Origin of the sequence: Pseudoalteromonas distincta (assembly GCF_005877035.1) — a bacterium.
Taxonomy (GTDB): Bacteria; Pseudomonadota; Gammaproteobacteria; order Enterobacterales; family Alteromonadaceae; genus Pseudoalteromonas; species Pseudoalteromonas distincta.
Map to the genome: position 1 here is coordinate 633,605 of NZ_CP040559.1, position 19,786 is coordinate 653,390.

General features: G+C 39.3%; 17 protein-coding genes. 6 read left to right on the plus strand and 11 right to left on the minus strand.

Features of this window, described 5'->3' with window-relative positions:
- Nucleotides 1–5 precede the first annotated feature (5 nt).
- The 3 genes from FFU37_RS19575 (at nt 6) to FFU37_RS19585 (ending at nt 5,278) form a co-directional block, all read left to right on the plus strand.
- Nucleotides 6–3,140, plus strand: coding sequence for an efflux RND transporter permease subunit (locus FFU37_RS19575; protein WP_002959029.1), 3,135 nt, complete (start codon nt 6–8; stop codon nt 3,138–3,140).
- On the plus strand, nt 3,137–4,555 hold the full coding sequence (locus FFU37_RS19580; RefSeq protein WP_002959030.1) for an efflux transporter outer membrane subunit: 1,419 nt from the start codon (nt 3,137–3,139) through the stop codon (nt 4,553–4,555). The genes FFU37_RS19575 and FFU37_RS19580 overlap by 4 nt, the downstream gene beginning before the upstream one ends.
- Nucleotides 4,556–4,651: 96 nt before the next feature.
- Nucleotides 4,652–5,278, plus strand: coding sequence for a TetR/AcrR family transcriptional regulator (locus FFU37_RS19585; protein ID WP_002959031.1), 627 nt, complete (start codon nt 4,652–4,654; stop codon nt 5,276–5,278).
- A gap of 65 nt (nt 5,279–5,343) precedes the next feature.
- Here FFU37_RS19585 and FFU37_RS19590 read toward each other — a convergent pair whose 3' ends face one another.
- The 6 genes from FFU37_RS19590 to FFU37_RS19615 form a co-directional block, all read right to left on the minus strand.
- On the minus strand, nt 5,344–6,456 hold the full coding sequence (locus FFU37_RS19590; protein ID WP_138490375.1) for a HupE/UreJ family protein: 1,113 nt from the start codon (nt 6,454–6,456) through the stop codon (nt 5,344–5,346).
- Nucleotides 6,453–7,478: a hypothetical protein gene (locus tag FFU37_RS19595; protein ID WP_138490376.1), complete on the minus strand. Its 1,026-nt coding sequence runs from the start codon at nt 7,476–7,478 to the stop codon at nt 6,453–6,455. Before FFU37_RS19595 ends, FFU37_RS19590 begins: the two co-directional genes overlap by 4 nt.
- 53 nt (nt 7,479–7,531) lie before the next feature.
- On the minus strand, nt 7,532–8,041 hold the full coding sequence (locus FFU37_RS19600) for a cadherin-like domain-containing protein (protein WP_138490377.1): 510 nt from the start codon (nt 8,039–8,041) through the stop codon (nt 7,532–7,534).
- A gap of 11 nt (nt 8,042–8,052) precedes the next feature.
- The gene (locus FFU37_RS19605) at nt 8,053–9,645 is read right to left on the minus strand and encodes a DUF4331 domain-containing protein (protein WP_138490378.1); all 1,593 of its coding nucleotides are present in this window, start codon (nt 9,643–9,645) and stop codon (nt 8,053–8,055) included.
- A 156-nt stretch (nt 9,646–9,801) separates the two neighbouring features.
- The gene (locus FFU37_RS19610; RefSeq protein WP_138490379.1) at nt 9,802–10,485 is read right to left on the minus strand and encodes an anti-sigma factor; all 684 of its coding nucleotides are present in this window, start codon (nt 10,483–10,485) and stop codon (nt 9,802–9,804) included.
- Entirely contained in the window at nt 10,482–11,012 is a 531-nt protein-coding gene (locus FFU37_RS19615) for a sigma-70 family RNA polymerase sigma factor (RefSeq protein ID WP_138490380.1), read from the minus strand. The genes FFU37_RS19610 and FFU37_RS19615 overlap by 4 nt, the downstream gene beginning before the upstream one ends.
- Before the next feature lie 348 nt (nt 11,013–11,360).
- Between FFU37_RS19615 and FFU37_RS19620 the strand changes: the two genes are divergently transcribed.
- Nucleotides 11,361–12,980 carry a diacylglycerol kinase family protein gene (locus tag FFU37_RS19620; protein WP_138490381.1) on the plus strand — a complete coding sequence of 540 codons (1,620 nt, stop codon included), beginning with the start codon at nt 11,361–11,363 and terminating at the stop codon, nt 12,978–12,980.
- Between the two features lie 50 nt (nt 12,981–13,030).
- Here FFU37_RS19620 and FFU37_RS19625 read toward each other — a convergent pair whose 3' ends face one another.
- Nucleotides 13,031–13,339 carry a VF530 family protein gene (locus tag FFU37_RS19625; RefSeq protein WP_024591820.1) on the minus strand — a complete coding sequence of 103 codons (309 nt, stop codon included), beginning with the start codon at nt 13,337–13,339 and terminating at the stop codon, nt 13,031–13,033.
- 54 nt (nt 13,340–13,393) lie between these two features.
- Nucleotides 13,394–13,696, minus strand: a complete 303-nt coding sequence (locus FFU37_RS19630) for a DUF1496 domain-containing protein (RefSeq protein ID WP_002959040.1) — start codon at nt 13,694–13,696, stop codon at nt 13,394–13,396.
- A gap of 126 nt (nt 13,697–13,822) precedes the next feature.
- On the opposite strand from FFU37_RS19630, the gene FFU37_RS19635 reads away from it, so the two are divergent.
- Nucleotides 13,823–14,056 carry a TIGR02647 family protein gene (locus tag FFU37_RS19635; protein ID WP_007375551.1) on the plus strand — a complete coding sequence of 78 codons (234 nt, stop codon included), beginning with the start codon at nt 13,823–13,825 and terminating at the stop codon, nt 14,054–14,056.
- Between the two features lie 11 nt (nt 14,057–14,067).
- Here the strand turns inward: FFU37_RS19635 and maiA are convergent, their stop codons facing one another.
- Both maiA and hmgA read right to left on the minus strand, forming a co-directional pair.
- Nucleotides 14,068–14,697, minus strand: a complete 630-nt coding sequence (maiA, locus tag FFU37_RS19640; protein ID WP_138490382.1) for a maleylacetoacetate isomerase — start codon at nt 14,695–14,697, stop codon at nt 14,068–14,070.
- 2 nt (nt 14,698–14,699) lie between these two features.
- The gene (hmgA, locus tag FFU37_RS19645; protein WP_039488481.1) at nt 14,700–16,001 is read right to left on the minus strand and encodes a homogentisate 1,2-dioxygenase; all 1,302 of its coding nucleotides are present in this window, start codon (nt 15,999–16,001) and stop codon (nt 14,700–14,702) included.
- 151 nt (nt 16,002–16,152) lie between these two features.
- Between hmgA and FFU37_RS19650 the strand changes: the two genes are divergently transcribed.
- Nucleotides 16,153–16,584, plus strand: coding sequence for a MarR family winged helix-turn-helix transcriptional regulator (locus FFU37_RS19650; protein WP_138490383.1), 432 nt, complete (start codon nt 16,153–16,155; stop codon nt 16,582–16,584).
- A gap of 51 nt (nt 16,585–16,635) precedes the next feature.
- On the opposite strand, the gene FFU37_RS19655 is transcribed toward FFU37_RS19650, so the two are convergent.
- Entirely contained in the window at nt 16,636–19,716 is a 3,081-nt protein-coding gene (locus FFU37_RS19655; protein ID WP_138490384.1) for a TonB-dependent receptor, read from the minus strand.
- Nucleotides 19,717–19,786 lie beyond the last annotated feature (70 nt).

Consider the following 19,786-nt stretch of genomic DNA (forward strand, 5'->3'; position numbering starts at 1 on the left):
TTTTAATGTCACGATTTTTTATCGATAGACCGATATTTGCTTGGGTACTCGCTATTGTAGTGATGCTTGCAGGTATTTTGGCGATTAGGAGTTTACCTATTTCGCAGTATCCTTCAATTGCACCACCTGCAGTGAGTATTACTGCAACGTACCCTGGTGCATCTGCACGAACACTTGAAGATACGGTTACGCAAGTTATTGAGCAAAAAATGAAAGGGCTTGATGGCTTGCTTTATATGTCATCTACGTCTGAGTCGAGTGGTTCTGCTACACTTACACTTTCGTTTAGTGCTGAAACTGACCCTGATATTGCACAAGTTCAAGTGCAAAATAAACTAGCTACAGCGACTCCACTATTACCAGAAGCCGTACAAAGGCAAGGTGTGGTAGTTGCAAAATCAGCGCGTAACTTTTTAATGGTTTATGCTTTTGTGTCTAAAGATGGCAGCATGACTAATATTGATATTGGCGATTATGTTTCATCAAACGTGCAAGACATTGTCTCGCGTGTTGAAGGCGTAGGTGAAGTACAGCTGTTTGGTTCTCAGTACGCGATGCGTATTTGGTTAGACCCTGCAAAGTTGCAAAATTATAAGCTTACACCTGCTGATATTAGTGCATCAATTAGTGCGCAAAATGCACAAGTATCTGCCGGTCAACTTGGCGGTATGCCTGCCGTTGATGGTCAACAACTTAATGCAACAGTAACCGCGCAAAGCCGATTACAAACGCCAGAGCAATTTAAACAAATATTAGTTAAAACCAACCCAGATGGCTCTTTTGTACGTCTAGAGGACGTTGCTAAAGTAGAGCTTGGCGGTGAAAGCTACCGCGTTGTTGCTCGTTACGATGGGCAGCCTGCATCAGGTTTAGGTATTAAATTAGCCAGTGGCGCTAACGCACTTGATACCGCAGAGGGCGTTAAAAAAGCAATTGAAGAGCTAAAACCGTTTTTCCCTGAAGGGTTAGATGCCGTAATACCTTACGATACAACACCGTTCGTATCGTTATCTATCGAAAAAGTTATTCATACATTAATTGAAGCTGTTGTACTTGTTTTTGTAGTTATGTATTTGTTCCTACAAAACTTTAGGGCAACACTTATTCCAACTATTGCCGTACCTGTGGTTTTACTAGGTACATTTGGTATTTTATACACCTTTGGTTATTCAATAAATACGCTGACAATGTTTGCGATGGTACTTGCCATAGGCTTATTGGTAGATGATGCAATTGTTGTTGTAGAAAATGTTGAGCGTTTAATGACCGAGGAAAAACTCTCGGCACTTGAAGCTACACGTAAATCTATGGATGAAATTAAAGGCGCGCTGGTAGGTATTGCTATGGTGCTTTCTGCGGTATTTATTCCAATGGCATTCTTTAGTGGCTCTACCGGTATAATTTATCGTCAGTTTTCTATAACACTGGTATCGGCGATGGGGTTATCTGTTTTGGTGGCTCTTATTTTAACGCCAGCATTGTGTGCAACGCTTTTAAAACCAAGCCATGTACATACCAATGACACGTTGTTTGGCCGATTTTTTACAGGCTTTAACCGTGGTTTTGATAAAACAAATTCAGGTGCACAAAGCTTTGTAGGTCGCATGCTTACTCACTCTAAACGTTACTTACTTATTTATGGCGTGATTGTGGGCGGTATGGTTTATGTATTTTCAAGCTTGCCAACGGCATTTTTGCCTGACGAAGACCAAGGTATTTTGTTTAACCAAGTGTCATTACCAGCGGGTTCTACAACACAACAAACACTTGAGGTTGTTAAAAAGGTAGAAAACCACTTTTTAAACGATCAATCTGAAGCAGTAAACGGTATTTTTACCGTGACTGGTTTTAGTTTTGCAGGTTCTGGCCAAAACTCAGCAATTGCCTTTGTAAATCTTAAACATTGGGATGAGCGTCAGCGTGACGAGTTATCTGTTCAAGGTGTTGCAGGTAAAGCGATGGGCTACTTTTCAACGATAAAAGAAGCCTTTGTTTTTGCCTTTCCGCCACCTGCAATTGTTGAACTGGGAACTGCTAATGGCTTCAATATTTTCTTACAAGACCGTGTAGGCCTTGGCCATGACGCACTTTTAGCTGCACGAAATCAGTTATTAGGTTTAGCAAGCCAAAGTCCAATTTTAGCGGGCGTGCGTCCAAATGGACAAGAAGATATGCCAGAGCTACAACTTGATACAGACCTTGCAAAAGCCGAAGCGCTTGGCGTGTCGCAAAACGATATTAACAGTACACTTTCGACAGCGTGGGGTAGTAGTTATGTGAATGACTTTATTGACCGTGGTCGAGTGAAAAAAGTGTATATGCAAGGTGATGCACAATCTCGCATGGTGCCTGAGGATCTAAATAAGTGGTATGTGCGCAATGATAATGGCGATATGGTGCCGTTTTCAGCGTTTGCTAGTGCCTACTGGACGTATGGTTCGCCGCGTTTAGAGCGTTACAATGGTTTTTCAGCAATGGAAATTCAAGGTAGTGCAGCGCCGGGTTACAGTACAGGCCAAGCAATGGATGAAATGGAGCGTTTAGTTAAACAATTACCAAATGGTATTTCGTCTGAGTGGACCGGTATTTCATTCCAAGAGCGCTCTAGTAGCGGTCAAGCACCTCTACTATATGGCCTATCGCTGCTGTTTGTATTTTTATGTTTAGCCGCGCTTTATGAAAGTTGGTCGGTACCGTTTGCGGTAATGATGATTGTGCCACTGGGTATATTTGGTGCAATTATGGCAGCGCTTGGCGGTGGCTTATCTAACGATATTTACTTGCAGGTAGGCTTGTTGACTACCATTGGTTTGGCATCTAAAAATGCGATACTAATTGTAGAGTTTGCGATTCATAAAATGGAAGAAGGGCTTGGCTTAGTTGATGCGGCTATTGCTGCTGTTCGCCTTCGTTTGCGTCCAATACTTATGACTTCGATGGCCTTTATTTGTGGTGTTTTACCGCTTGCTATTGCCTCAAGTGCGGGTTCTGGTGCGCAAAATGCCTTAGGTATTTCGATTATTGGCGGCACACTTGCATCATCAATATTAGTTGTTGTTTTTGTACCGTTATTCTTTGTGTTAGTGCGCCGTGTATTTCCTGGCAAAGCTAAAGAGACAACGAAGGAGAGCGCAGAATGAGCATTAAAACATTCAGCCTAAGTGCAATTGCTTTATTGGTGCTAAGTGGTTGCCAATTAGCGCCAGAGCAAAAAGACCTTGCTCTACCAGTATCTGATGCTTATGCATCAGGTACTGGGCAAAGCGCTGCGCAGCAATTAAATTGGCAGCAGTTTTTTAATGACGAAAAACTACAAACGTTAATTAGTCAAAGCCTTGAGCATAACAAAGACATGCAAATTGCAGTGCTTAATGTGCAGCGTGTGCGTGGTTTATATCAAATTGAAGACTCTGCTTTGTATCCATCACTTGATTTAAATGCCTCAGGTACGCGCCAACGTTTACCGGCTGACTTATCAGGTACTGGCGATGCAGCTATTAGCTCGCAATACAGTGCAACAGTGGGTATTACCTCTTACGAGTTAGATATTTGGGGCAAAGTACGCAATCAATCAGCGCAAGCACTGCAAAACTTATACTCTACAGAGCTTAGCCAATACAGCACGCAGGTGTCTTTAATTTCAGAGTTGGCAAATGCGTGGCTAAATTATGCAACTGATTTGCAACTGCTAGAGCTTGCAAAAGAAACGCTTACCTCTCAGCAAGAGTCATTATCGCTTACGCAAAAAAGCTTTGATTTAGGTGCGACGTCTTCAATTACCCTTGAGCAGCTTAAAAGCACAGTTGCTACGGCAAAAGTAGACATAGCAACGTACAAACGTTTGTTAAAGCGTGATAAAAGTGCCTTAGATTTATTAGTAGGTAAATCTGTTTCAGCTGATTTACTGCCTAATAAAGACCTGACTAACTTGATCAGTATGCCAGAAGTACCCGTTGGTTTACCGTCTGACTTGTTATCGCAGCGCCCTGATATTAAAGCCGCTGAGCATTTAATGCTTGCTGCTAATGCCAATATTGGTATTGCTCGTGCGGCGTTTTATCCAAGCATAAGCTTAACAGCCAATGCGGGGTCAGCTTCAAGTGACTTAAGTGGCTTGTTTGATTCAGGCTCAGGTACATGGAGTTTTGTGCCGACAATTAGCTTACCTATTTTTAATATGGGACGTAACCAAGCAAATCTTGATGTAGCAAAAGCAGATCAAGAAATTGCAGTGGCAACGTATCAGCAAAAAATTCAAAATGCGTTTCGCGAAGTTGCCGATGCACTTGCTGATAGAGAAGGTTACCAAGAGCAATTAAGTGCCCTTGATATGCTTATAAGTAGTCGACAAATCACGTTTGATTTATCAAAAATGCGTTACGAAAAAGGCGCAGATAGCTACTTGCAAGTACTTGATGCTCAGCGTACGTGGTACGGCGCGCAACAGCAGTTAATTGCGGGTCAGCAAGCGTATCTTGCGAGTCAAATTAACTTGTACAAAGCGCTTGGTGGCGGATGGAATGTAGCCAGTGAAACAACTCAGGAAGAGAAATAATATTTGCGGCTTTTAAAGCCGCATTACATATTTATATGGCGAGACTATTTATAGCTCTTGCTTTACTGAGTTTATGACTTGGTAGTGGAGTTGAACATGAAGCCTAAAGCAAAAAGGCAAACAGATCCCGCGATAGCACTTGCTAGGCGTGAGCAAATTTTAACAGCTGCTGCAGAGTGTTTTCGCCGAAAAGGTTATCACGGTGCAGGTATGGCAGAAATATCTAAAACGGCAGGGATGAGTGCAGGCCATATTTATAATTACTTTGAGAGCAAAGAAGCGATTATAGAAAGCATTATTGAAAAAGATATGGAAGAAATGTTCTCTATCTTTCAAAAGTTTGAAGATCACCCTGGTGATGTTTTGGCGGCTCTTTTAGATGGCTTAAATATTGGCGTGCAAAGACACATGGATACCGGATCATGTGTTATTGATTTAGATATGATGGCAGAAGCGGGTCGTAATATTAAAGTCGCTACTCTTTTGCGTGAAACCGATATTCAAGCAAGAGGGCGCATGAGGCAGCTTTTAACAAGCGAGCGAAGTGCGCTCAAAGACATTGATGAGCGTGAACTTGAAAGCCGAATTAATGTTATTTTTTCGATGATGGCAGGGTTATTACTTAGAAAGTTACTCTACCCTGAGCTAACCGAAGAAACGGTACTCATAGCACTTCGCCCTGCGATGAAAACATTACTGATGCCATTTGATAAAGCGCAGTAACGCTCAAAATAAATAACCAAAAGTAAGCTAGCCAATATTTTGGCTAGCTTTTTTATTTATACTATTTAAAAACGCTCGATTGACCACTGAAGTGCAACAATTGCGATAGCAACGGAGCCCATTGGCATTACCCACTTTTTATACCAAGTGTAGTGTCGTACATAAATGAGTATTGGTAAGGCTATCAGTAATATACTAAGTTGACCGATTTCGACGCCTAAATTAAACGCCAAAATACTGAGCAGTTGATAGTCGCTCGACAGGCCAAGCTCGCCAAGTACGCTCGCAAATCCCATCCCATGTAGTAAACCAAAAGCAAAAGTAAGCCAACCTAAACGAAGTATCAGCGGCCACACATTATTTAATGCTGCAAATAAAACCGATATAGCAATTCCAAGCTCTACCCAGCGACTATTTGGTGAGACTAAGTTCATAGCGGTGGCGGTAAGCGTAATAGAGTGCGCAAGCGTAAACGCGGTTACTATCCATGCTGTGTGTTTAATAATGTGTTTTTTAGAGCTAACACCTTGCCATGCTTTATCACTGCGTTTTAAAACACAGGTAAGTAACAAAGCGATTAAAAATAAAATATGATCAACACCAATCCAAATATGTAAAACACCCTGGTACACGTATTGATTAAAGGTACTTAAATAACTTGTTTGCTCAAAGCTGAACGTCTGTTGTGCCTCAATGATATTAAATACACGAGATACACCGTTAATATTTACGATGGATTTATGGTTAGCATCAGTTTTGAAAAAAGCGGAACAGGAAAAGGTGATTGCTTCATTATCATCACAGCTAAACTGCAGCGGAATTACCAAATAAGGTTGGTTAAAATGGTTATCTAGCTGATAGATACCTTCACTTTTTAAAGGGCATATTTGCGCGCTTTGCGTGATATTTAAGTTCTCTTTAATGAAGTTATTTATTGAGCTGCGTTTTGCTTTTATTTCTGTCCACGAAATTTGGCCGTTTTTATCTAAATCCAGAGGCACTGCGTGCTCTAAGTCGGCAATATTTATTTGCCAGGTACCCGTGTATAGATTTTTGCTGGTGTCGTTATTGTTCTCGCTATTTAAGGTTATATAACTTGTACTTAGTTGATGGGCAAAGCTGTAAGTTGAAAAAATGCACAGCATTAAAGTGAGTATAAATAGATAAGGCGTTTTCATAGTGTATCTCGTTGCATCGCTTTTGCTTGAATAAGTAATTGCTCATCGGTGCTCATTTTAGCCTGCTGCCAATTAATATGAGCCCAGTAAAGTGCTTTTTCGCGATTTGGTTGTACATCAAGGTAATATTTAGCTAAGTCACTTGCATGAAAAGAATCTTTACGAAGCTCTCGTAGCGTAACTCTTTGCGCCATTGTATTTTGCCATTTTTTATCGCGTTTATTCAGTTTTTTTTCTGCGATTGAAAGTCTTAGCAAAATAGCATCTTCTAAATTACCTTTATCAGGAAGCAGTACGCTTAATGTATTTAATACTTGTTGTGGTTGGTTTAGAGCAATTTGAATATCGGCCCATAAAACAATCAGGCTCACAGGGGCTTGAACTAAATCTACACTTTGTAAGTGAGACAATGCTTGTTTGTAGTTATTTAAACGATAGCTCATTTCACTTAAAACATGGTTTGTAGCTAGGCTAGTTTGATTATTATTTATAATTTTTATTAATGCTTGGTAGCTGTCTAAAACGCTTTCATGTTGGCTTTGTACATCAAGTACACAGGTGCTAGCAGTAATAGTGCTTACGTGCCCAATTAAGGCGACACAGTGTTTTTTTGCTTGTGCAAACTTACCTTGAGTCATAAATATATTGGCTAGCAATAAATGGCTATTACTATGCTGTGGCTCTTTAATCAAAACGATGTTAGCAATATCAATAGCTTCGTTGAAAAGGTGCTCTTTTTGTAAAACGCGAGCATATAAGTAACCAATTTGAGATGAGGGTGTGTGTTTATATAGCTGGGCTAAACGGGTTTTAAGTAGCCCCTGTAAACGCTCTGTTTGGCCTACATATTGGCTGTTAGTGACTAATGTATTTATTTCCTCAACAGACAGAGAAGCACTAAGCGTTGAATTACTGTTAGCAATAACTGCATCATTTTTTGGAGTAAAAGGCGCAGCGCTTAATGCAAAGGTCGTTAGGCATAAAGTAATAAATGCGACGGACTTAAAAATTGATAAATGCATTATAAATATCCTTTGAAAAAAGCCATCCATGGCCTGTCAGCTTAATTACTTGGTTAGTTACCGTTTGTTGAAATTAATCCATCAACATCGGTATCGGTGTTTGTAAACACCCGACCGTTAACAGTTAACGGCTCTGCATTTGGCGCTTGATTAAATGCATCGGTTGCAAATTGAGCAAAGTCGACTTGTAGTGCGTCAATTGTAATGTTTACTATTGCAGTTACTTGCGAATTAACGCCATCACTTACACCAAACATAAAACTATCTGAACCTGTCACTTCTTTATTTGGTGTATAGGTAAAGTTACCGTCGCTATTAACGGTAACAGTTCCAAGAGTTGGCTCACTTGTTAACGAATAAGTAAGCGAATCGCCATCATTGTCGGTTGCGCTAAGCATATCGGTAATGCTTACCTCAGTTTGTGTAGTTAGCATTGCATCACTTGCGGTAGGCGCTGTGTTTACAACCGGTGTAGGCTGTTTTTTATCGTCATCGCTACTACATGCTCCCAATGTTAATGCACTGAGGAGAACACAAATATGGGTAGTTTTTAAATTACGCATTATTTTACTCCTTATTTAGAGCCAGCAAGCGGTGTTGCAAGGTATGGGAATGTTGAGTCCATCATTGTTGCATCAATAGGTGCGCCGTCTGTAAATGGCACTGTGCCTGTATTAGCATCCTCTGGTGCACAAAGTCCTAAATCAGTGTCTTCACCATTTACTGGGATAGGATGACATAAACGACCCATCACAACACGAAGTGCAATATCAACCACATCATCACCCGGGCGACGACCATTTGGGAAGCCGGCTAAATCATTACCCGCTACACCAAATGCAGATTGATCAGCTTGCGCTGTTGCTGCAATGCCTGTATTTAAACGTAGCATTTCTGAAGGTGTTACAGTTGCTTGCTGATTAACGCCTGCAAAACCCGTTAAAAATGCAGTGATTAAATCAGTACGCGGGAAGTTTGTGGGTGCCAGTGTTTCTAAGTTTGCGCCAAGGGTCGTATTAACAGCATCTTTAAACAAAATGTTTAATAACTCTGGCAGTGCTGGGTGAGATACATAATCTAAAAATTGTGCATCATCTTTAGGGTGAGCAGTGGAGAATGTGTCTTTGTCTTTAATGCCAATTACAAGCTCGTTTACAAGCGGGCTACCCAAGCGTGAAACTTGTGTTAAAGCACCACCATTAACGCCATTATTAGCAAATTTAGCATTAGGATTTAATACGCGAGCTTGAGGTAGGCTTGCTGTTGTCCATGAACCTATTACGCCGTTACCTTCACCAACAATACAGCTTTTAGGTATTTCGATAGCAATTGATGTTACGTTTTTATCTGCAAGGTCGTCGTTATCAGCTGATTGTGTTATGCCACCAGGAAAACCACCGCCGTCACCAGCACCAGGGGCGCTATCACCCTCTACAGGTACATAGTTAACTAAATCAAATGTTTTACCTAGGTTAACTACAAATGGGTCTTTACGTTGCCCTACAAAAACTTGTGCCATGCTTTCACAGTTAGGAATTGAAACCTGATACACAAATTGGTCAGCGTAAGTTTGATAATCGCTCATTGAACCAAATGTTTTATTGCCCACATAATCAAGCGGTTTAGAAAATGTGCTGGAGTTTGATGCAGTGTTATTTAATACCGTTGTTTCGCCAGTACGCTGCGCGCCGCTTATCATGCTTACTGTGTATGATTCGCTAAAATTTACAGCGCTGTTATCTCCGGCAGATACACCGCCTACATTTTTAAGCGGTACAGACACGGTGCGTTGATTACCTTCAGGTCCAACAGTTAATTGCACACCTTGGTTATCATTAGGAAGCATGCTTTTAAAGTTAAACGCAAATGTAATATCTTCAACAGCATCGCCGTCGTTATCTATATGAATGCTGTAGGTAGCATCTGGGTCCATTGCAAAGTAATTAGGACCGCCGTATGCATCTTGCAGCGGGATGTAATTAGCTATTAATGTGACGTAATCATCACGACCTTGCTCGTAACTATTAAATACATAAAAATCGGTTGAATCTAAAGTCGGGAAACGGCTTATATTTGGCGCTTCTCTGTGGCTAGATGCTTCACTTGGTGCACTTACAAACGTACTACATATTACTACTGCGAGTATTGATGGAGTTAAAGCTTTCATGACTTTGTCCTTTAGTTTTGATTGAAGTCATAGCTAATAACGGGGCGGGATTTAAATTGGATGCAAAAAAGTTAAATTATTTTATTTTTTGTTAAAAAGTTTAAAGGTAGGTTGGCTGCTTTGTGTAAGCAGCCAACTTTGGTCATAATAGTCGTGTTATAAAAGTACCAGCTCTGTGGTGTAAAGCACTTCAGTGGGAGAGCCATTTGGTGAGCCACCAATAGGCTCTAAACTCACTGCTAACAATGCGATATCACTTGCGTTGAAACGGTTATCTTTAAATAATATTTTACTGCCTTGCTTGGGCAGTAAACCCAATGAAATAGGTGCATCTTGACCTTTTAAAATCATCCACAGCTCATAATCTTTATTAGTTTGAGCAACCAATTGGCTACTAGCTTTAATTGAGAGCCCTTGCTCGCTTACATCAATAAACCACAATGATTGTTTATCTTGATTTTGAACCAAAGCAATTTGCTGAGTTTGCATAACATTGGTACTAGGCTGAATAACCAAAAAGGCTAAAACAATGCATGCGGCAGTTGCCACAAAAGACCATGTACGCCAAATTGAAGGCTTGGTATGTATGACTTTTTTACTTGTTTGTGGTCTGTTTTCAATACGCTGTAGTATATTTACCCATACATCGTCACGTGGCGTTTGCGGTGTAATAGCACTCGCTAAGTTGTTTAGGTTTTGCTCCCACATATTTGTTGCTTCACGTGCTTGATTTGAGTTAAGTAACAGACGCTGAAAACGCTTACGGGCAAGCCCTCTAAGTGTGCCAAGCACGTACTGCCCAGCAAGCGCGTCTAATAGTTCGGGTTTATTATAATTCATAATGTTAAACACCTTTGTAGCTGCATAAGCCCACGCCTGATCCAGCTTTTAACTGTACCTAATGGCGTTTCTATATGATCCACTAACTCGCTATGACTCAGCCCCTTATAATAAGCTAAGTGAATAGCTTGTTTTTGTTGCGGCTCAAGCTGTTCGATACAATTAACCAGTTTCGTTTCTTCATCGTAATTAACTTCAACACTTTCATTTTCATTTTCATATTCGTCATCGCCTAACGACTGCTCTTTTCGTACTTTGTGATAGCGCAGTGAGTCAAGACTTCTATATCTGACTATACTTATCATCCAACTAATAACGGTGCCTTTAGAGGCGTTATATTCAGATGCGTTATGCCAAATTTTTATAAAAGCGTCTTGTAGTGCCTCTTCCGCATAAGCTCTGTTAGTGAGCATATTTAAGCTAATAGCAAAAAGTTTGCCGCTAGTTTGTTGATATAAACTTGAGAAAGCATTTTTGTCTCCTTGTGCTGTTGCGCACAAAAGAGGGAGTAAATCATCGTTATCCATAGGGGTCCTGTTTTTCTTATTATCATTGAGTAAACGGTTGAGGGTGTGATTTGGATGCAAAAAATTTAATTGCCTTTTAGATTAGCTGCTTTATACGTTAGTACAAGTAATAACCGATCAGTGTTTAAGATTTAGACGTGTAAGTATAATTTATTCACATGTTTGTAAAAAATGCACAAAGAGCGGTCTGTAGTAGATTTTAGTTTATTAATTACTATATATATCATTGGCCTATTGTTCGCGTTTGAATTTTAAATGGCATTTATATGGCGTGATATTTGCAAAAGACTACTTAAAGCCGTTTAAATTAAGATTATAAATCGGCATTATTTTCACGAAGGAGAGACTATGTGGGCTGCAATTAGTTATTTACTATTAGCACTACTGCTTATTTTTATTGGTTGGGAAGTGAACTCTGTCTATTTTGCTATTGTTTTTTATTGGACTGCGCTGTCACTTTTATTAGTGAGTACCGCGTATATTTTTAATACAGCAAAAATATTTAGAAAGCGTGAAAATGGGGTGATCCCATTTTACATACGGTGGGCGTTTGTGCCATTTTTATTCGGTGTGCAAATTTATAATGCCTGGTCACGTAAGCGCGATAAAGTGCCGCCCATTCAACAAATAAACGAAAACCTATTTTTAGCTTGCCGATTATTTCCCTCAGATATAGACACATTAAAAGATAACGGGATTACGGCGATTTTAGATGTTACGTGTGAATTCGACGGACTCGAGTGGAGTTCAACACAAGAGAATATTAATTATTTAAACATTCCGGTGCTCGATCATAGTATTCCTACCCATTCTCAGTTAAATCAGGCTATTAATTGGATTCATCACCATATTAAAGAAAACCATCGCGTAGTCGTTCATTGTGCTTTAGGGCGTGGGCGCTCTGTTTTTGTCATGGCGGCTTATTTACTGAGCCAAAACAAAAATGCTGATGTGCATGAAGTACTTGCACAAATAAAAGAAACCCGCGAAACCGCAAATTTAAATAAGCATCAACTTCGCCATTTAGCTAAGCGACATAAAAAAGGCGAATTACTGATTAAAAACAAAGCCGTTTTAATTGCAAACCCTGTATCTGGTACACGATTATGGGAAGAAAAAGAGCACTTAATTGTTGCGCGGCTATCGGACTATTACGATCTGAAAGTACTCACTACTACAAAAGAAGTTAACGGTATTGAGCTGGCTAAACAGGAAATTGCGCAAAAGCCGGATATTATTATCGCATGCGGGGGAGATGGTACGGTGGCCGAAGTTGCAAGCGTACTTGTAAATACACAATGTAAACTAGGCATCATCCCTATGGGGACTGCAAACGCCCTTGCGCATGTATTGATGGGTATTACCTCTAAATTTATTCCTGTTGAACAGGCTTGTGACTTAATTATAGATGGTCAAACAAGCATAATAGATACTGCTTATTGTAATAATGAATTAGTACTACTGCTCGCGGGTATTGGTTTTGAGCAATCAATGATAGAAAAAGCAGATAGAGAGTCGAAAAATAAATCGGGGCAACTTGCCTATTTAAATGGTTTTTTTGAAGCGTTTGGCGAGCAAAAATCGCAGCCACTTAAAGTAAAACTCGATGATAATGAGCCAAAAGAAATATGTACTAATAGTTTTATTGTGGCCAATGCTGCGCCTTTTACAACGTTATTGGCTCAAGGTGGCGGGCAACCTGATCATAGTGACGGGCTACTCGATATAAATTGGTTAACACCAAATAATGAAGATTCAACCACAGTACTAAGTATTGCAGAGCTGATGTTTAGTAGCTTAACGCAAACACATTTAGCTATAAACTCTCATCATACAAATGCCAAAAGAGTAGAGGTTACAGGCGAAGGAGAGCTTAAGTACGTACTAGATGGTGAAGTTAAAACCGCTCAAAAACTAGTTATTACTATTGAGCCGGCTTCATTAAATGTGATTTGCAAAGAGCAATAAATCGCGTTAGTTATAATCAAAAAAGGAGCTAAATTAGCTCCTTTTTTACATCATTTTTTAATTGATGGCCAAACAAACCCTGTTGTATCCGGCGCTTGAGAAGATGTTTCTCTTGGTGCACTTTTTGGTCTACGAATAGGTTTGTTATTTATAGTGTGAATATAAAGTGCTTCCACTTTATCGCGAGCCCAAGGCGTTTTACGCAAAAACTTTAAACTAGATTTAATGCTGGGTTGATCAGTAAAACATTTAATTTTTACTTGCTCGCCAAGTGTTCTCCAGCCAAGTCGTTGCTCTAACTCAACAAGTATTTGTTCTAATGTTACCCCATGTAAAGGGTTTTTAGGTTGATTATTCATAGCCATACTACTTATTTAAACTGCATGCATTGTAGCTTAAATCAGCTTTTAGCGCTAATTCACAGTGATTGTTTTAGGAGCTGTTGGGTAAATAGCATTACCTTGCTTATCTATTTTAAGCCAAATGAGTTGGCTGTTACTGTGTTGGGGTGTTTTAGCACCACACAAAAGTGTAAAAGAATGAACTTGTATTAATGCCCCTTCGCTATAGCGTTTGTTGTCGTACCAACAGTTAGCTTCTTCATTTACAAACTGGTTTGCATCAATAATTGAATGGGTTTTTAGCGTTGTTGCTTCACTAAGTATTGAATACGATAAGCTGCTAAAACAAAAACATAGAATTAAAAAGTTACGCATTAGGGGCCTTTAAATAGGGAGGGTTAAAAATAATACATTAAGCTAAAAAACGTGCTAGTGTAAAGTACACAAAGTGATTTTAAGTATAAACTTAGTTATTCACAGAACAATAAAAAGGTGCACACAATGCAATTTAATCAAACAATGATCGAAGAATTCACACTATTAGCAAAGTTTCCTCGCGACAGTAAAATGCAGGGTATTAAATTACATTCAGACGCAGAGCCAAGCTTACTTAGCGCAGCGCAACGTTTATTTGAAAAAGGGATTATAGATAGCCCAGATGGCGGATATTTAACTGATCTGGGCTTAGATTTAATTGAGCACGTTACGGTTATTCATAGCGCGCTACAAAGTTAATCTAAATTAGCTTAATTTGCATCGGGTTGATTTTGCGGTGCAGCGTCATTAAATGCAGCTAATTTATTACAATGTTCGTAAATGGCTGCAATTTTTGGATAAGCGCTCATATCTACGTTAAAACGAATTGCATTAAATACTTGCGGCACTAAACAAATGTCAGCAAGTGTTGGTTGGTTACCAAAACAGCAGCCATCATTTTCGTTTAGCATCAGTTCTATTTTTTCAAAACCAACTTCTATCCAATGTCGATACCATTTATTTTTAGCCTCGTCATCAACACCTAATTCGTTTGATAAATACTTCAGCACGCGTAAATTATTAACAGGATGAATATCGCAAGCAATGGCAAAGCTTAAGTTTCTTATTTGCGCCTTTTGCCACGCACTCCCTGTAATTAATGGCGATTGCGGATAAGTTTCATCAAGCCATTCCAGTATTGCAAGTGATTGTGCTAAAACACCATCATCGGTTTCAAGTGCAGGTAGTAAGCCTTGCGGATTCGTAGCTAAGTATTCCTCCCCAAGTTGCTCCGATTTTAAAAGGTTAACAATAGCAAGTTCATGATCGATTGCTTTTAAGTTAAGCGCTATACGCACCCTATAGGCCGCTGATGAGCGAAAGTAGCTGTATAATTTCATAATTAATCCTGTGAACCTGTAAATTGTTTTTTAATAGTACGCCAGCAATCGGTGTAGTTTGGTTGGCGTTCTTTACCTTCTAATGCATATTTTGTCGGTGAAATTATATAGCGCGACTCAAACATAAAGGCCAATGTGTTTTCATATTTTTGTGGTGTAAGCTCAGCGTTTGAGGCTTTTTCAAATACGTCGGCTTCAGGTCCATGTGGCGACATACAATTGTGTAAACTTGCGCCACCAGGTACAAAACCATGCTCTTTTGCATCATACACACCTTCAATCAAACCCATAAATTCACTCATAATATTGCGGTGATAATACGGCGGGCGAAATGTATTTTCGGCTACCATCCAACGCGGTGGAAATATCACAAAATCGACATTTGCCATACCCTCAGTAGCAGAAGGAGAGGTTAGCACAGTGAATATAGAAGGATCGGGGTGATCAAAGCTCACTGTATTCATTACATTGAAACGCGATAAGTCGTATTTATAGGGCGCACTATTACCCGTCCATGCAACCACATCAAAAGGAGAGTGCTTAATTTCACAGCTAAATAAATTACCGTTAAATTTAGAAACAAGCTCAAAGTCACCCTCTTTATCTTCAAAGGCAGCTACAGGGTATTGAAAGTCTCTGTCGTTGGCATAACCGTTTGCACCAACAGGTCCTCGCTCTGCAAGCTCTAACGCATGGCCATAATTTTCACAAATATAACCACGGGCTGTATTATCAATTAAGTCAACTGAGAACTTAATTCCTCTGGGAATTACAGCAATTTCACCTGGTTTAATGCTTAACTTACCGCACTCGGTGTGAATTAATAACTCACCATGCTGAGGGACAAACAACATTTCGCCATCGGCATTGCAAAAGTAACGCCCTTGCATTGACTGGTTAGCGACATATACATGAATGCCAATACCAGATTGCCCATTAGCACTGCCATTAGCAGCCATAGTTACTAACCCATCAATAAAATCAGTAGGCTGTGAAGGCATATCAATAGGATTCCAACGTAGCATTGTTGGTGGTGTTACGGCTTCAGTGATTGGGGCTGTTCTTATTAGGCCATTATCAATTGCTTGGTAATCACCTTGCACTACAGACGGACGAAGGCGGTAAAACCAAGTGCGACGATTTGAAGCGCGAGGAGCCGTAAATGCAGTCGAACTAAATTGCTCGGTGTATAAATCGTATTTAACTTTTTGTGGGCTAAATTGTCCTATTGGCAATGCACCGGGTAGCGCTTGTGTTTCAAATTCATTACCAAAACCTGTCATATAACTTAATTGTGTCGCCATTACTGACTCCTGTGAGAGGGGGTTGGTTTAATATTATTTTTATTTCAGTTAAGGTACTCTCAAGTGAGACTAATATCAAATGTGCAACTATGCACCTGTGTAAATATTAATGAACACCAAAGTAAGCCTAATAAAGCTGGGATAACCAAAAATGAAAATTGATTTAGCAACGTTCTTACCTTATCAATTAACGAATGTAGCAACACGTGTAAGTAACGACTTTGCCGAGGTTTATCAAACTAAGTACGGTTTAAATATTCCTCAGTGGCGAATACTTGCTAATTTAGCGCAGTATGGCCAGAGCAACGCAAAGGATTTATGCACGCAATCAAATATGGACAAGTCGACAGTGTCGCGTGCGGTAAAAGTTTTAATAGATAAAGGTTTAGTGAAAAGTGAGTTAAATGCACAAGACAAACGCGCGGCCTTACTTGTACTGAGTGAAGCAGGGCAGAGCTTATATGAGCAAATAGCACCCGATGCACTAAATTGGGAAAAACAATTACTAAGCACTTTGACTAATGAAGAATACGAAGTGTTAGTGAGTATTTTTGAAAAGTTAAATAACAAATTAAAGGCATAAAAAAGCCCACATAGTGGGCTTTTAAAAAATGTATTAGTTTACAATTCTAAATTAGAAATCGTATTTAATACCTACACGAAGTTCCCAAAGTGAAGGATTAACTTCTATGCTATCTCCAGCAGGTTTATTAAAGTTATTGTAGACATATTTTCCATCAACAATATCTGCTGTCACAGCACTTTGAAGTGAAGAACCACTTTCAAGAACGCCCCAATCATCATTGAGCATGTTTCCAATGTTAGCAATAGTGAAGTAAGCTGCGCCCTTGTGGCCATCTTTAAAACCAGCAAACTCTTGTTCTACTTTTAAGTCAAAAGTAACCCACCATGCGCCATCAATGCTATTTCGGTCAAGTATCTCACCACGGCTAAGGCCTTCATTACCGATCCATTCATTAAATCCATCTAGGTCAAAATCTGGTCCGTAAGCAACTAGGCTATCATCGACGTTTGGAATGTACAGTAACTGACGAGCATTATCATTATATCCAAAAGTGAAATTATTTTCATTTTCGAATGAGTAAGAATATGGCGATGTTTTCGATGCTTGGCCAAATAAGTTAAATTTAGTGTCATAACCGTCAAACAGCTCATAGCTATAAGCTAATGACATAGTGAAGCGATGTGGAATCTCATAATTTGATGTTGCAACACCTGGGTTTTCTGAGTCAGAAACAGCAATCCCATGGTAATTAGAGAATGCCACAGAGCTAGTCATTGGATGTACGTCTTTAGACTCTGTATAAGCATATGAAAGAGATAGATCAATTCCATTATCAAACGATTTACTCATACCAAATGATAATATATGAGAGTATGCATCGTCACCATCAACGTTTGTTAACAGGAAGTCTGAACCACCATTATAAATAGGGCGCCCATCAGGGGCCGTTCCAGTTTGTTCATATGCTAAATTTTGAACAATCGCTGAGTTTCTCTTATCAGTGTATAAATAATCTACGTTAAATACATAGTTATCTTCAGTGATATAGGTACCACCTAATGAAAATTTCCATTCTGATGGAATTTCAAAGTCAGGGTCAGTAACATTTACATCCGCATCTGCACCACCTAGCCCTACTGTATCATATAAACTTTGAGGAATATCGTAACCAGGTTGACCATTGCCATTAAATGCTATCGCGTCAGCACCTAAAATTTGTAAATCGTCACCGCGAACTTGGACATTACGCACTCCATCGTTCGAATAACTGTTAGAAATCCACACATTTGGATTACCACCTGAGTATAAGCCAATACCACCACGTAACTCTAATTGGTCATTATAAATCCAGTTAACACCTAAACGAGGCTGCAATAAATCAACACCATCAAGATTTTGACTATTTGAATAACCATAGCGGTCTTCAAAATTTTGGTTGAATGTAGGAGTATCATCACTCGTATACCAGTCATAACGAAGACCAACAGTAAACGTTACATCGTAGTCAATTAAATCAAATTTATCTTGAGCATATAAAGTATTTAAAGCATATTTAAACTCGCCAGCAGCATCATCTGGATTTTGACTTGCCGCATTACCGTAATATATACGATCAGCTAAACCACTTTCAAAGTCTGTTATAGAGTTGAAACGGTACTCACCTTGGCTATGCTGTACAAATAAATTGAAAACATCTAGTTCCTCACGTTCGTAGCCAAACGAGATTTCATGCTCTTCTAAGTAATAAGTACCGGCAAGTTTAAGCGATAAGTTATCGTAATTAAGTTTGTTTGATTGACGTGAATCATCTGGGCCAAGGTAAACAGTTACATCACCTGTGTTGATTTGAAATTCACCAAATCCTGATGCTGCATCAATAGAGTTTTGACGATTATCAAGCTTTGAGTATCCTACACGGATTTCAGTAGAAAAGTTATCAGTCCAATCAGAGTAGAATGAAGTTACATAAGACTCTAACTTTGCACCACGTTCATAAAAATGGTTAGACAGAGCTAAACGTTCTGAACCAGTGTCTGATTGTGAAATTGCAAAGCCATCATTGTAATTGTATAAAAAGCTTGCTCGATGAGAATCATTAATATTCCAATCTAACTTCACTAAGATTTTTTCATCTTCAACAGGCATACTTGGTATTAAAGAACCTGGATCGTATGCATAGTTATCAATCGCTATTTGTGTTACACGATCAATAGTCGCTTGATCTATGCGACCATTTACAAAAGGTGAGTACTCAAAAATCTCTGCGCCTTCTAATTTTTCGTATGATGTAAATAGGAATAACTTATCTTCTATAAGAGGAAGACCTACATTAAAGCCATAACGTTTTTCTGAGTAATCGCCTAGGTCCTGCTTATTACCTTTAATCGAATCTCCAGACAGAGAGTCATTAGTGTAATCATAGAAGAAGCCACCAGTAATTTCATTTGTACCAGATTTAGTTACTGCATTGATGTTACATGATGTAAAGCCACCGTACTGAACATCAAATGGAGCAAGCTCTACTGCAACTTGAGCGATAGAATCAAAAGAAAAAGGGATTCTTTCTGTAGGGTAACCACTTGAATTTAAACCAAAGTTATCGTTCATGCGAACGCCATCAAGGGTTAGGCTGTTAAATCGAGGGTTACCACCACCACAATTAATCGCGCCAGCATTTGTTTCGTCAATGTAAATACGAGGGTCTGCTCGGATTATATCTTTTAAATCGCGATTGATGGCTGGTTTGTTTTCTAAATCACTTAATGAAAATGTTGACGCAGGGCCTGTACCACCAGATTGAGAACTAATAGGTGCACCTGTTACAACAATTTGCTCCATTTGTTCTGAACTCAAAGCAACAGTAACTGGATAGGTTTGACCTAGTGTTAAATAAATATTTTCAAGCTCAGTATCTTGAAATTTATCTGAGTCTACAATTATTTTGTATGGACCACCAACACGTAACCCTTTAGTTGAAAAGCTACCAGCTTCATTCACTGTTGTCGTTTTTGTTGAACCTGATGGGACGTGTATGACTGTAATTTTAGTGCCAGCTGCAGGACTACCATTTGGCCCTGTAATTTGACCTTTTACAGATGATGACGTTTCGTTAGCCATTGCAGCGCCACTCACACCAACACATGCTGCAATAGCAAGTGAAAGAGCTGTTTTGCGTAATTGAGTTTTCATTTAATTTTCCCGTGTAGTTATTAATTAAATTTTTATATTTTTATTTTAAAATTTTTCAAAATAAACAGTT

Excerpts from the sequence above, each read along its gene's own strand:
- FFU37_RS19575 (WP_002959029.1), top strand. The coding sequence starts at position 6 with ATGTCACGATTTTTTATCGATAGACCGATATTTGCTTGGGTACTCGCT.
- FFU37_RS19580 (WP_002959030.1), top strand. The coding sequence starts at position 3,137 with ATGAGCATTAAAACATTCAGCCTAAGTGCAATTGCTTTATTGGTGCTA.
- FFU37_RS19585 (WP_002959031.1), top strand. The coding sequence starts at position 4,652 with ATGAAGCCTAAAGCAAAAAGGCAAACAGATCCCGCGATAGCACTTGCT.
- FFU37_RS19590 (WP_138490375.1), bottom strand. The coding sequence starts at position 6,456 with ATGAAAACGCCTTATCTATTTATACTCACTTTAATGCTGTGCATTTTT.
- FFU37_RS19595 (WP_138490376.1), bottom strand. The coding sequence starts at position 7,478 with ATGCATTTATCAATTTTTAAGTCCGTCGCATTTATTACTTTATGCCTA.
- FFU37_RS19600 (WP_138490377.1), bottom strand. The coding sequence starts at position 8,041 with ATGCGTAATTTAAAAACTACCCATATTTGTGTTCTCCTCAGTGCATTA.
- FFU37_RS19605 (WP_138490378.1), bottom strand. The coding sequence starts at position 9,645 with ATGAAAGCTTTAACTCCATCAATACTCGCAGTAGTAATATGTAGTACG.
- FFU37_RS19610 (WP_138490379.1), bottom strand. The coding sequence starts at position 10,485 with ATGAATTATAATAAACCCGAACTATTAGACGCGCTTGCTGGGCAGTAC.
- FFU37_RS19615 (WP_138490380.1), bottom strand. The coding sequence starts at position 11,012 with ATGGATAACGATGATTTACTCCCTCTTTTGTGCGCAACAGCACAAGGA.
- FFU37_RS19620 (WP_138490381.1), top strand. The coding sequence starts at position 11,361 with ATGTGGGCTGCAATTAGTTATTTACTATTAGCACTACTGCTTATTTTT.
- FFU37_RS19625 (WP_024591820.1), bottom strand. The coding sequence starts at position 13,339 with ATGAATAATCAACCTAAAAACCCTTTACATGGGGTAACATTAGAACAA.
- FFU37_RS19630 (WP_002959040.1), bottom strand. The coding sequence starts at position 13,696 with ATGCGTAACTTTTTAATTCTATGTTTTTGTTTTAGCAGCTTATCGTAT.
- FFU37_RS19635 (WP_007375551.1), top strand. The coding sequence starts at position 13,823 with ATGCAATTTAATCAAACAATGATCGAAGAATTCACACTATTAGCAAAG.
- maiA (WP_138490382.1), bottom strand. The coding sequence starts at position 14,697 with ATGAAATTATACAGCTACTTTCGCTCATCAGCGGCCTATAGGGTGCGT.
- hmgA (WP_039488481.1), bottom strand. The coding sequence starts at position 16,001 with ATGGCGACACAATTAAGTTATATGACAGGTTTTGGTAATGAATTTGAA.
- FFU37_RS19650 (WP_138490383.1), top strand. The coding sequence starts at position 16,153 with ATGAAAATTGATTTAGCAACGTTCTTACCTTATCAATTAACGAATGTA.
- FFU37_RS19655 (WP_138490384.1), bottom strand. The coding sequence starts at position 19,716 with ATGAAAACTCAATTACGCAAAACAGCTCTTTCACTTGCTATTGCAGCA.